The sequence below is a fragment of the Agathobaculum sp. genome, assembly GCF_034098985.1.
In the GTDB taxonomy this organism is placed as follows: Bacteria; Bacillota; Clostridia; order Oscillospirales; family Butyricicoccaceae; genus Agathobaculum.
Genome location: NZ_JAXEOA010000017.1, coordinates 23,419 through 35,074 on the forward strand (window position 1 = coordinate 23,419; position 11,656 = coordinate 35,074).

Sequence of the window (11,656 nt, forward strand, 5' to 3'; positions counted from 1 at the left end):
ACTGTGAAAAAGAATATGACGATCACGGAGATCGCGCGGGAAGCAGGCGTTTCTAAGTCAACGGTTTCCCGTGTGCTGAATAATAAGTCGGATGTGCTTCCGGGAACGAAAGAGCGCGTGCTGCATGTAATTCAGGAGCATCAATTTCAGCCGAATGCCTATGCGCGCAGCATGTCACAGCGCCGGAGTCGGACGATTGGCATTGTGGTGCCACATGATATTGATTATGTGTTTCAAAACCAGTATTATATGGAGATCCAGCGCGGCGTGCTGAAAGCGGCGTATAAGCGCGAATACTATGCACTGATGATCTGTTGCCGGGATATGAAGGAAGCGTTTGACGCGGTGCTGCAAAAGCGGGTGGACGGCCTGCTGGTTATCAGCCCGCTGTATGAGCATACGCCGTATATCGACGAGTTGATCGAAAGCAAAGTGCCGATCGTACTGATTGGCAAAGCGCCGGCGGCGCAGCCCGCCTATCAGGTCTGTATCGACAATTTCAAGGGCGCCACATTGGCTATGGAGCATCTGTTCTCGCTCGGACACAGGAACATAGCGTTTATTAACGGTCCGCATTTTCTGCCGTCGAGCGAGGAACGCCGCCGCGCTTATCTGACCGGCATGGCCCGCCACGGTATGCAGGTGCTGCCCGGCATGGTGCGCGAGGGATATAACTCGATTGATTCAGGCTATCAGCTTGCCAACAGCATTTTGGAAGAGTTCCCGGAGGTCACCGCGCTGTTTGTCGCCTCGGACTATATGGCGATTGGTGTGCTGGACGCGATCCATGATCGCGGCATGAAGATACCGCAGGATATTTCAGTGGTGGGATTTGATAACATTCAAATGTCGCAGCAGGTTGCCCCCAGCCTGACCACGGTCAGCCAACAGATCGAGACCAAGGGCCGGCTCAGCGTTAACCTTTTGATGGATCTGATCGAAAACTGCGAAACGCCGGAGGAGCATGTGGTCGAGGTGGAAGCGCAGCTTGTCGTGCGGGACAGCACGGCGCGTGTCCGGGAGGGCGCAAAAGAGCCTGCATGGAAGACGCGGCATATTCCGCTATAATTCAACTGATAACGGACCTGGAAAAAACTGGGTCCGCTTTTTTTGTTTTACTCTTGCGGCCTGCGGAAAATGTCGCTATAATAGTAACGTTAGCGATTTAGGAGGATGATTATGCTGAAATTATTTCCGTCTTACTGGCTGTTGCCTTATGGCGGCGGGGCAGTGCTGCTGTTTATCGCGATCCGCAAGGTGCTGGACGGCACACCGCTTTGGCTGGCTGCGCTGTTGCTGATCCTGGGCTGTGTGCTGCTGTTTGTGCTTGCAGAAGCCGGTGCGTTTGCCGCGCACCAGCGTAAACTGTCATGGCTGTATCAGAATTTGGCGCCCGAACGGTTTTTGAAAGTATATGAGAAACTGCTGCCGCGTTCAAAAAAGAACCCTGCGCGTGAAGTGACCGTACGCGCACATCTGGCCAACGCCTATTTAGCGCTCGGCGACTTTGAAAAGGCAATTGCATTGCTGAATGATGCGCCTGAGGTGAGCGGGGAGGGCAAGGATTCCTCCACCGTGCTGCTGCTGAATAACAAAGCTACCGTTTATTTGTTTGGAGAACAGCCAGAGCAAGCCAAACATTGCATTGACCAGCTGCATGAATTGTTGGACAAGCCGGGCAACGAGCAGCTGAAAGAACGCTTTACAGAGAGCGAACGCATCCTGCGCGATCATTATGACGCGCTGACCGGTGTGTGCAAGGATGACGCATACCTTCGCGAACTTAATCGAAATAGCACGACCGAGCTGTTTCGCGTGAACACCAGCATGCTGCTTGCGCGCGTTTACTTGTCTCAGAAAGAAACAGAGTTGGCACTTTCGTATTTAGAGCAGCTGGCCGAGAAAGGCACTGACTGGATGTGGGCTTCTATCCGTGCAAAAGAGATGCTGAAGGAACTGAAGAAGAAATAAAAAAGCGCTGTCCTAACGGACAGCGCTTTTTCTTACTTTTAAGCCGTGTATTTTTTCAGTGTTGCGCGGATAGCGCCGGGGCCGGCCATCATCTCTTTCCAATAGCCGATGACCTTGTCAGCCAAGCCGCAGGCAGCGAGATCAATGCCAAAGATCGCCGCATCGGACAGAATCGGACGGACCTTGGCGACAGCCGCGTCATCCGGATTGCCAAGCGTAATACCGCTCAGCTTTTCTTGTAGCGAAGCCAGCAGCGGATCGGCGCTGCACTCGAACGCCTTACCCTCATCGTCGACAGCGAGCAGATAACGCAGCCAGCCGGCAAGTACGAGCGGAATATAGGTCAGCTCAGATGCCTTGCCCATCGCGTCGTAATTCTTGATTGCATTGCCGAAGCGGATGGAGACCTTCTGGGAAGTATCGGTGGCGATGCGCTGCGGCGTGTCCGGGATGAACGGGTTGGGCAGACGGGTTTCAAACACCTCGTCAAGGAATGCCTGCGGGCTTAAAACACCCGGGTTGACGACGACCGGCATACCCTCGATATGGCACATGCGGTCGATCAGCGTATACAGCTCGTGATCCTGCACTTCCTTGGCGATCGAGGTGTAGCCCAGTAGGCAGCCGTAAACAGCGAGCGCGGTCTGGGGCGGGTTAAGGCAGGTGCAAACCTTCATCATTTCCACCTTGTTGACTGTATCGCGGTCGGTAAATATTACGCCGCATTTGTCGAGCGGCGGGCGGCCGTTCGGGAAGTCGTTTTCAATAACCAGATACTGCGGGCGCTCGGCATTGACGAACGGAGCAATATAAGTATTCTTGCTGGTAACGAACGGGTGCATATCCTCCAGGCCGTCAGCCTCGAGCTGGTCGGCGATTTCAGGAGCGGGGCGGGGGGTGATCTTGTCGATCATCGACCACGGGAACGTGACTTGTTCGGTCAGATATGCATACTCTTCCGCAGTCACCAGACCATTCTTTTTCCATGCGTCAACGATCTCCATGATCGCACCTTGCAGCTTCGCGCCATTATGTGAGCAATTGTCCATCGAAACCATGGCGAGCGGCTTGCCGCAGTTATGCATACGGTGGAGCAACAACGTGGCGAGCTGCGCCATGAACGACTTGGCCTGCGCCGGGCCGTTCTTCATATCCTCTGCAACAACAGGAACCAGTTCCTGCTTGGCATTGCGCAGCGAATAGCCCTTTTCGGTAATGGTAAACGATACCATCTGCAGCGACGGGGCGGCAAAAATCTCACGGACGCGATCCAGATCGTGCAACAGTGTTGTAGTTTCGGCAACCGAGCCGATGACCTGCTTTTCGATGCGGCCATCCGCTTCCAGCGTGACGGCGACAGTCAGGTTGTCCACCTTGTGGAAACACTTGGTAACGATTTCATCATCATAGCTTTCGCAGGTGATGATGCCGGTGTCCATGTCGCCGTTTTCAATCAGGCGCTGCGCGACGGCTGCCTGAAACGCGCGAAACAGGTTGCCTGCGCCAAAATGCAGCCAAGTAGGGGCGGCTTTGGTTTTCTCGGCTACCGCCTGCACGTCGAATGCGGGCAGCTCGTAGCCTTTCCACGCCGTTGCGTCTTTTAGGGATGCAAGAGACAATTTCATAGTTGATGTGCTCCTTCCAGCATATAAATAAGGGTTCACAGATCAAAATGGCAGTTTATGGGACGCGGGAACGTTTCCGTCTTGCAACAAAAACAGCCCCATTCGCAGAATATGCAATGGGAAAGCCGCTTTTCAACCAGCATAAACTATCATTACAGTGTCATTATAATACATCCCCCAAGGATGTCAAGCAAACGGCGGGAGAGAACAATGGGATTAATTTTTCCCGCAAAAAACATGTTACAGTACAAAGTTATTTTGTTGCAGGGAAAACGCTTATTATTGTGCAAGATGTTCAATAATAAAAAGTAAAAACTGGCGAATTGACGATTGAAAACAGAAAACTCGGAAAAGATGAACAAATTTTGAACAAGATGTTTTGCGAATCAACCAAAATCGCGGAATCGGTCTCGAAATCTTTTGTTGGGTATTGACAATTGGGGGCAAAACAAATTATAGTATTACTGTGCTTCAAAGGACTGCTGCAACACATCATCTGGGACACAGCGCTGCGAAAGGCAAATACCTTTTCCGCATCACTGAGCCGATGCGGAAGATGGCGCGGCGAGACGGACGGGGCAGTGTAAACGGGATGGGATAGACAGTCATGCTTGTGCGGAAAAGCAAGAGAAAGATCGCGCGGCTGGTGTCTATTTTGTTTGCGGCTCTGCGAAACCGTTCCCGCACAATAGACCCCAGCACTTTAGCAAAGCTGGGCGTTCGGACAGCTTCTGTTTTGAAACACAGGTTATCAAACAGTAGATGAATGAACACATTTAGGGAGGACATGGTATTTATGAAAAAGCTGTTGTGGACCGATGTCAATAAACTAGAATTGGTTGAAGCGCCAATTCCCGAGCCTGGCCCGGGGCAGGCGGTCGTTCGCGTAAAATACGCGGGCATCTGCGGATCGGATTTACATATTTATGCCGGTCAGCATCCGACGGCAAAGCCGCCTCTGGTTATCGGCCACGAGGCCTGCGGCGAACTGTACGCGATTAATGCTGACCGCACCGACCTCAAGGTTGGCGACAAGGTCTGTTCCCACACGATCGAGCCATGCAACGCTTGTGAAGGCTGCCATGTGGGCCGTGAGAATCTGTGCACCAATGTTAAGATTATGGGCACCTCGATGGACGGCGTGTTTACGCAGTACCTGCTGTGCAATGCTGAGCGCTTGATTAAGTTTAACGACGACGTTGATATGCAGATTGCTGCGTTGGTCGAGCCGCTGACCGTAGCGGTGCACGATACCCGTCGTGCGGGCATTCGCCCGGGCGAGGATGTTTTCATCGCCGGCGCTGGCACAATTGGCATTTTGATCGGCATGATGTGCAAGCTTGCTGGCGCAGCGCATGTCGTTCTGGCCGAACTCAACCCCGACCGCATCCGTATTGCAAAGGAACTGGGTTTTGAAGTTGTTGATATTTCGGCTTCCGATTTTGCCGAGCAGTGCATGGCAAAGGTTGGCGGAAAGTACGATAAGATTTTTGAGGCCACAGGATTCCAGGGCGGATTCGACGCCTGCCTCAGCATGATTAAGCAGGGCAGCACGATGGTGCAGGTCGGCATGCCGCCTAAGGGCACCATTTTTAACACGGACATCAACGCCATTATTTATAATGAGGCCGAGCTGCTCGGCGTGCGTCACCACACCATGACATCTATGGAGGGCGCGGCTAAGATCATCAACGCAGGCCTGCTCAATGACCAGCTTGCGAAAGTCGTTTCGGCTGTCTATCCGGTCGAAAAGAGCATGGAGGCTTTTGAAAAAGCCCGCACCGATAAATCAATGCTCAAGGTTTTGATTGACTTCTCGTGATGGAATAACTATACTAGATACTAGCATTTTGGGAGGCTGGACAACATGCAGGACTGGAGAGAAATCTATCAGTCAAAACTGACCACCGCGGATGAAGCGGTCAAGCATATTCCGGACGGCGCGCGTGTGTTTTTCGGACACGCTGCGAACGAACCGCCGGTGCTGGTCGACGCGATGGTTCGCAACTATGAGCAATATAAGGACGTGGAGATTATCCACTGGGTTCCGATGGGCAAGGGCGAATATACGCTGCCCAAAATGAAGGGACATATCAAGCATAACGCGCTGTTTGTCGGACCGTCAACGCGCGCCGCTGTGCAGGATGGACGCGCGGACTATACGCCGTTTTTCTATCATCAATCGCCCCGGTTCTTCACCGACGGTACCATGCCGGTCGATGTAGTGCTGGTCTCAGTGACGCCTCCGGATGAACACGGGTTCTGCTCGTTCGGCGTATCGGTCGGCGGGACCAAGCCGGCAGCGCTCGCGGCTAAGATCGTGATCGCGCAGGTCAATGACCAAATGCCGCGCACAATGGGCGATTCGTTTATCCATGTTTCCAAGCTCACTTATGCAGTCGAAGCCTCGACCCCGCTGCCCGAGTTAGGCGGCGGCGCAATCGGGGAGGTCGAGGAGGCCATCGGTCGCAATTGCGCCAGCCTCATCGAGGATGGGTCTACGCTGCAGCTCGGCATCGGCTCGATCCCGGACGCGGTCTTAAAATTCCTGACCGACAAAAAAGACCTCGGCATCCACTCCGAGATGTTTTCGGACGGCGTGGTCGATTTGTATGAAAAAGGCGTAATCACAGGCGCGGAGAAGACGCTGGACAAGGGGAAAATGGTCGCCGCGTTCCTGATGGGCAGCAAAAGGCTGTATGATTTTGTTGACAATAACCCGGACGTGCTGATGCTTCCTGTCGATTATGTCAATAATCCGGTCGTCATTGCGCAGCAGAATAAGATGGTCGCCATTAATTCCTGCCTGCAAGTCGATTTTAATGGTCAGGTCAACTCGGAGTCCATGGGCGCCAAGCAGTTCTCCGGCATTGGAGGACAGCTCGACTATGTTCGCGGCGCTTCTATGTGCCCAAACGGCAAGGCTATTCTCGCCATGCCGTCGACCGCCAAAAAGGGAACGGTTTCGCGTATTGTCCCGGTATTCGAGCCAGGAACCACCGTCACCACGACCCGCACCGACGTGCATTATATTGTAACGGAGTACGGCATTGCGAATTTGCGCGGCAAAAGCCTGCGTGAGCGCGCGAAGCTGCTGATCAATATTGCGCACCCGAAGTTCCGCGACGAGCTCTGGGCCGCTTACCGCGAGCGCTATGGCGAGGAGGAATAAGCAGATGGCCACGAGAAAAGTTGAAAAAGTCGGAGACCATAAGCTTACACAGGTTTTTTTGACCGTTGAGGATCATATTGGTGTTCTGACGCTGCACAATCCGCCGGTCAACGCCGCGAGCGGAACCGTGCAGGAAGAGATCCTGCTGCTGTGCGATTATATTAACCATGACGATGATATTTGGGTATGCGTCATGCATTCTGATTTGAAAACGTTCTGCGTAGGTGTTGATATTAAACGCTTTAAAAAGAGCATCGACGATAAGGACGTAACCAATACCCAAGAAATTTACTATGACGGCGCGCTCGCCTTATATGAGCTGCGCGTACCGCTGATCTGCGCGGTGCACGGCCATTGTCTCGGTGGTGGCCTGTGCTATCCTGCGGGCGCGGATATTACGATCGCGGTCAAGGGCACCCAGTTTGGCGCGCCCGAGGCCAAGCTGTCGGTTGTTGGCGGCTCCGGTCATCTCGGTCGTATCCTGCCGCCCCAGATCCAGCGTGATATGTGTTACTGCGGTACCTTTATAACTGCGGAGGAACTGACCAAGTATGGCGGCGTGACCCAGGTGGTCGACACGCTCGATGAGCTGATGCCGGCGGCAATTGACAAGGCGCGCGAGATTTGCAAGCGCGGTCCGTTGGTGCTCCGCTATTTAAAAGCCTGCTTAAACGCGCAGGAGGATTTCCAGATGAAGCGCAAGAACGACCTCGAGGTTACCTACACCCGCTATATGGCGCGGCATAAGGACTTTAACGAAGGCGTTTCCGCGTTCTTGGAGAAGCGCGAACCCAATTACACCGGCGAATAAAATTGTATATTCAGGTTCGGCACCCCCACGGCCTGTTTATAAAAGCCAATTGACAAAAAGCGAAGGAAAGAGGTTGTAACATGAAGAAAAGATTACTGGCTATGCTCTTAGCGTCCAGCATGCTCCTGAGCCTGGCAGCTTGCGGCGGCGATCCCGCGGCAAACGGCGGCGACAAGCCGGCAGACAATGGCGGCGATGCCGCTAAGGAGCCGTCCGGCGAGGCTTTCGTCCTGAAGATGAACTCCATCAAGACCACGAGCGATCCGATGTACGAAGCTTGGTCCGGTTTCTGCGACCGCATCACCGAAGCTTCCAACGGCACCCTGGACGTTCAGATTTATCCTTCTGAGTCCCTCGGCGCTACCACCGATATGATCGAGTCCATCTCCAAAGGCACCGCGGCCATCCAGGACTGCGACTTCTCGCATCTGGCTGACTATGTTCCGGACTATTCCGCGTTCATGATGCCTTACCTGCTCAAGAAGCCGGAAGACGTCGGCAACCTGTGGCTGTCCGACCTCGGCCAGGAGCTCGAAGAGCAGCTCCATGCCAAGGGCCTGCGTATCATCACCGCCGTTTACTTCGGCGAGCGTAACTGGCTGGTTAAGAAGCCGTTCACTAATCGTGCGGAAGCTTCGGGCATGAAGCTGCGCTGTGCGCCGACCAAGATGTGGACCAACATGGTTGACGTCATCGGCGGCAACGCTACCACCTGCACATGGTCCGAGACCTATCAGGCGATCAGCCAGGGCGTAGCCGACGGCTGTGAATCCCCGGTTCATATCTTGTACTCGGCCAAGATCCACGAGGTCGCCAAGTACCTGGTTTACACCAAGCATCTGTACGCGCCGACCATCATGGTTATGTCTGAAGAAGTGTTCCAGTCTCTGCCCAAGGAAGCTCAGGATGCCATTACCTCTGTAGGCGAAGCTTACCCGGCGCAGGCGATCGAAGAGGTTAACGCTGTTGTTGGCCCGATGCTTGAAGAGATGAAGAAGTCCGGCGTTGAAGAAGTTTACCCGGATGAGGCCGCAATCGATGAGTGGCGCAACTACTCCATGGAGAATGTTCCGAAGAACTTCCCCGAGTGGAGCGACAATCTGGTTGAGCGCATTCAGGAAGCTATCGCTTAATTTGATTTAAGCATTTTATCTACAGGCTTGCTGTAGAGAAGTTATTTTCCGCGCCGCTAAAACGGGGGGAACTGGTTTGGCGGCGCGGATATAGCTTTCTAGAAAGCTTTTTTGCTCGGCTTTTTGCAAAAGAAAGGCGTGAATCATTTCGTGAATAAAAAAGAAGAACAGAGTTTCTTTAAAAAGTTTTTAGGTGACTGGGAAATGTACATTGCCAGCGTCGGCTTTGTCGTTATGTGCCTGGCCATCATTGTCAACGTTTTTTCGCGTTTCGTTCTGAGAAAGTCTTTCGCATGGGCAGAGGAAGTTTCGTACTTCGGCTTTGTTTATGCGGTTTTCTTCGGCGTTTGCACGCTGTATAAGAATCAGGCGATGATCGCGATTGATGTTATTGTTGACCGTCTGCCCAAGGCAGCCCGTCGAGTCATCCACATTTTCAACTTTACGGTTCTGGCTATCGGCAATGCATTCTTTACCTACTACAGCTATATCCTCACTGTGCAGGCGTGGGTTCGTCCGACTGCTGCGCTCCGCATTCCGTATTCCTTTATGGATGTTGCGGCTCTCATCAGCTTCTTTGTCATGACCCTATACTCGCTTCGTTTTCTGTACTGGTCTATCAAGGGCAAGGAAATTGAGGAAGCCTCTTTGGAAGAGCGCGCTTAAGGAAATGAAATCACGTAAAATTGGAAGGAGGTACGAGGAATGCAATTATCCGTATGGCTGCCATTGCTCCTGCTGTTTGTATTTCTCTTTTTAAAGATACCGGTAGCGTTCTCGCTGGCTTTCTCGACACTGGTATACTTTATGTTTAATTCTCAGTCGCAACCGACTGATATCATCGTTCAGAATATGATGTCCGGTACCACGTCATTTACATATTTGGCGATCCCGTTCTTTACGGCGGCCGGTGTTATTTTCAACTATTCAGGCATCACGGAACGCCTGATGAACCTTTGTGAGCTGCTCGTCGGTAAGTTCCGCGGCGGCCTCGCGCAGGTCAATATCGTGCTGTCCGCATTGATGGGCGGCCTGTCCGGCTCCGCGAACGCGGACGCTGCGATGCAGTCCAAGATGCTGGTTCCGCAGATGGAACGTCTGGGCTATTCCAAGCCGTTCTCAACCGTTGTAACGGTTGCGTCGTCTTGCATCACCCCGATTATCCCTCCCGGAATCGTACTGATTCTGTACGCTACCGCGTCGGGCGTTTCCATTCAGGAAATGTTCTATGCCGGTTATCTGCCGGGCTTCCTGATTATGCTCGCCGAGATGGCCTTGGCTGGCTATCAGTCCCGCAAGCGCGGCTATAAACCCACCCGTGAGAAATTTGGTACTGCCAAAGAGTTCGGCAAGAACCTGAAAGAGTCTGTCTGGGCGCTGTTCCTGCCGTTCGGCCTGATCATGGGCCTGCGCTTCGGCGTGTTCACCCCCACCGAAGCCGGTGCGTGCTGCATCGTTTACGCACTGCTGGTCGGCGCGCTGATCTACCGTACGATCAAGTGGAAGAGCTTGGCCCCGATCCTGCGCGAGTCCGTTGAGGCGACTGCGGGTATCATGTTGATTATCTGCGCTTCGATCGCGTTTGGTAAGTTCCTGACTTGGGAACGCATCCCGATGATCATTTCGGAAGCGATCCTGTCTATCTGCCATCAGCCGTGGCAGTTCCTGCTCCTCGTCAACGTTCTGCTCATGATCGTTGGTATGTTCTTCGAGGGCGGTGCTGCGATGATCCTGCTGGCTCCGCTGCTCGTTCCGGCGGCACAGTCGCTGGGCGTAAACCTGATCCATTTTGGTATCGTCATGGCGATCAACCTGACGCTGGCCGGCGTTACCCCGCCGTTCGGCGCGATGATGTTTGTTTCGTCCTCGATTACGGGATGTAGCTTCAGTGACTACTGTAAGGAAGTCTGGCCATGGTGTGTCATGCTGTTTGCAGTATTGCTGGTGTTTACATTCGTACCAGGAATCATCCTGTTCGTACCGAATCTGCTCATGGGCTGATCAGGCGTTTTAAACGCTTGGCTGCTCATGCCAAAAAGGTTCCGCTCTTTAAATGAGCGGAACCTTTTTCCGGTTTTCGGCTCCGGTGCGAAAACACGCTGTTTTGCACATTTTTTGGTTGACAAACGAGGATGCGCTGTAGTATACTATTCCATGTACCATGTGAGGTTGACATGAAGATTGATTTGAAAAAACTGACCGGCGCGGGCGTCGCCCATATCCCGTTTTCCGACACGCTCGACCTGAGCGGCGAAACGCTGTATGGCGCGCAACCCTTTCAAAGTCCGGTGCAAATCAGCGGCGAGGTCACAAATGACCTTGGTGTGCTGCGTCTTCGGGGAACGATCAAAACGATCTACTCGACTGCCTGCGCCCGCTGCCTCAAACCGCTCGAGATCCTGCTGACTGCGGAGGCCGACACCATCCTGACGGATGATCCGGACGCCGAAGAGGAGGATGATCTCTTCGTGCTGACGACCGACAGCGTGGATCCTGCGGACATTCTGGTGCCTGCGCTTATTTTGCAGGTGCAGATGACCTATCTGTGCAAAGAGGACTGCAAAGGCCTGTGCCCGCATTGCGGTGCCGACCGGAACGTTGTCGACTGCGGCTGTGAAAGCAAGCAGGTCGATCCCCGCTTCGCAGCTCTGCGCGCCCTGCTCGATTCCAAAGGGGACGAGTAAAGGGGATATCAATACCGTCAAAAAAGAAACACAGAAGATAGAGTAGGAGGTGTATCCACCATGGCAGTACCGAAGAGAAAGATTTCGAAAGCCCGTCGCGATAAGCGCCGTAACTCCCACTGGAAGCTCTCTCTGCCCGGCATGAGCAAATGCCCGAAGTGCGGCGAGATGAAGCTGAACCACAGAATGTGCAAGGCTTGCGGTTACTACAATGGCCGCGAGGTCGTTGCCGTCAAGGAAGCCTAAGGCAAGCATGAAAA

At 53.4% G+C, this 11,656-nt stretch carries 12 protein-coding genes; 11 read left to right on the plus strand and 1 reads right to left on the minus strand.

Annotation, left to right across the window (positions count from 1 at the left end):
• Nucleotides 1-3: 3 nt before the first annotated feature.
• Both SO058_RS05675 and SO058_RS05680 read left to right on the plus strand, forming a co-directional pair.
• Complete coding sequence (locus tag SO058_RS05675; protein WP_320842018.1) at nucleotides 4-1,068, plus strand: LacI family DNA-binding transcriptional regulator; 1,065 nt, start codon at nucleotides 4-6, stop codon at nucleotides 1,066-1,068.
• Nucleotides 1,069-1,179: 111 nt separating this feature from the next.
• Complete coding sequence (locus SO058_RS05680) at nucleotides 1,180-1,971, plus strand: tetratricopeptide repeat protein (RefSeq protein WP_320842019.1); 792 nt, start codon at nucleotides 1,180-1,182, stop codon at nucleotides 1,969-1,971.
• 38 nt (nucleotides 1,972-2,009) lie between these two features.
• Here the strand turns inward: SO058_RS05680 and SO058_RS05685 are convergent, their stop codons facing one another.
• On the minus strand, nucleotides 2,010-3,596 hold the full coding sequence (locus tag SO058_RS05685; RefSeq protein ID WP_320842020.1) for a mannitol dehydrogenase family protein: 1,587 nt from the start codon (nucleotides 3,594-3,596) through the stop codon (nucleotides 2,010-2,012).
• 47 nt (nucleotides 3,597-3,643) lie between these two features.
• Here SO058_RS05685 and SO058_RS05690 point away from each other — a divergent pair, with 47 nt between their 5' ends.
• The 9 genes from SO058_RS05690 (at nucleotide 3,644) to rpmF (ending at nucleotide 11,642) form a co-directional block, all read left to right on the plus strand.
• Nucleotides 3,644-3,898 carry a hypothetical protein gene (locus SO058_RS05690; protein WP_320842021.1) on the plus strand — a complete coding sequence of 85 codons (255 nt, stop codon included), beginning with the start codon at nucleotides 3,644-3,646 and terminating at the stop codon, nucleotides 3,896-3,898.
• Nucleotides 3,899-4,392: 494 nt separating this feature from the next.
• Nucleotides 4,393-5,418, plus strand: a complete 1,026-nt coding sequence (locus SO058_RS05695) for a zinc-dependent alcohol dehydrogenase (RefSeq protein ID WP_320842022.1) — start codon at nucleotides 4,393-4,395, stop codon at nucleotides 5,416-5,418.
• A gap of 45 nt (nucleotides 5,419-5,463) precedes the next feature.
• Complete coding sequence (locus tag SO058_RS05700) at nucleotides 5,464-6,768, plus strand: acetyl-CoA hydrolase/transferase family protein (protein ID WP_320842023.1); 1,305 nt, start codon at nucleotides 5,464-5,466, stop codon at nucleotides 6,766-6,768.
• A 4-nt stretch (nucleotides 6,769-6,772) separates the two neighbouring features.
• Entirely contained in the window at nucleotides 6,773-7,579 is an 807-nt protein-coding gene (locus SO058_RS05705) for an enoyl-CoA hydratase/isomerase family protein (RefSeq protein ID WP_320842024.1), read from the plus strand.
• 80 nt (nucleotides 7,580-7,659) lie between these two features.
• Nucleotides 7,660-8,712 (plus strand): TRAP transporter substrate-binding protein DctP, encoded by a 1,053-nt coding sequence (dctP, locus tag SO058_RS05710; protein WP_320842025.1) that lies wholly within the window; start codon nucleotides 7,660-7,662, stop codon nucleotides 8,710-8,712.
• A gap of 150 nt (nucleotides 8,713-8,862) precedes the next feature.
• Nucleotides 8,863-9,378, plus strand: coding sequence for a TRAP transporter small permease (locus tag SO058_RS05715; RefSeq protein WP_320842026.1), 516 nt, complete (start codon nucleotides 8,863-8,865; stop codon nucleotides 9,376-9,378).
• Nucleotides 9,379-9,417: 39 nt separating this feature from the next.
• Nucleotides 9,418-10,713, plus strand: coding sequence for a TRAP transporter large permease (locus tag SO058_RS05720; protein WP_320842027.1), 1,296 nt, complete (start codon nucleotides 9,418-9,420; stop codon nucleotides 10,711-10,713).
• Between the two features lie 173 nt (nucleotides 10,714-10,886).
• A complete protein-coding gene (locus tag SO058_RS05725) occupies nucleotides 10,887-11,396 on the plus strand; it encodes a YceD family protein (RefSeq protein ID WP_320842028.1) in 510 nt (169 codons plus the stop codon).
• A gap of 60 nt (nucleotides 11,397-11,456) precedes the next feature.
• Complete coding sequence (rpmF, locus tag SO058_RS05730; protein ID WP_320842029.1) at nucleotides 11,457-11,642, plus strand: 50S ribosomal protein L32; 186 nt, start codon at nucleotides 11,457-11,459, stop codon at nucleotides 11,640-11,642.
• Nucleotides 11,643-11,656 lie beyond the last annotated feature (14 nt).

Coding starts and splice junctions, on each gene's coding strand:
- SO058_RS05680 (WP_320842019.1), top strand. CDS start 1,180: ATGCTGAAATTATTTCCGTCTTACTGGCTGTTGCCTTATGGCGGCGGG.
- SO058_RS05685 (WP_320842020.1), bottom strand. CDS start 3,596: ATGAAATTGTCTCTTGCATCCCTAAAAGACGCAACGGCGTGGAAAGGC.
- SO058_RS05690 (WP_320842021.1), top strand. CDS start 3,644: ATGGCAGTTTATGGGACGCGGGAACGTTTCCGTCTTGCAACAAAAACA.
- SO058_RS05695 (WP_320842022.1), top strand. CDS start 4,393: ATGAAAAAGCTGTTGTGGACCGATGTCAATAAACTAGAATTGGTTGAA.
- SO058_RS05700 (WP_320842023.1), top strand. CDS start 5,464: ATGCAGGACTGGAGAGAAATCTATCAGTCAAAACTGACCACCGCGGAT.
- SO058_RS05705 (WP_320842024.1), top strand. CDS start 6,773: ATGGCCACGAGAAAAGTTGAAAAAGTCGGAGACCATAAGCTTACACAG.
- dctP (WP_320842025.1), top strand. CDS start 7,660: ATGAAGAAAAGATTACTGGCTATGCTCTTAGCGTCCAGCATGCTCCTG.
- SO058_RS05720 (WP_320842027.1), top strand. CDS start 9,418: ATGCAATTATCCGTATGGCTGCCATTGCTCCTGCTGTTTGTATTTCTC.
- SO058_RS05725 (WP_320842028.1), top strand. CDS start 10,887: ATGAAGATTGATTTGAAAAAACTGACCGGCGCGGGCGTCGCCCATATC.
- rpmF (WP_320842029.1), top strand. CDS start 11,457: ATGGCAGTACCGAAGAGAAAGATTTCGAAAGCCCGTCGCGATAAGCGC.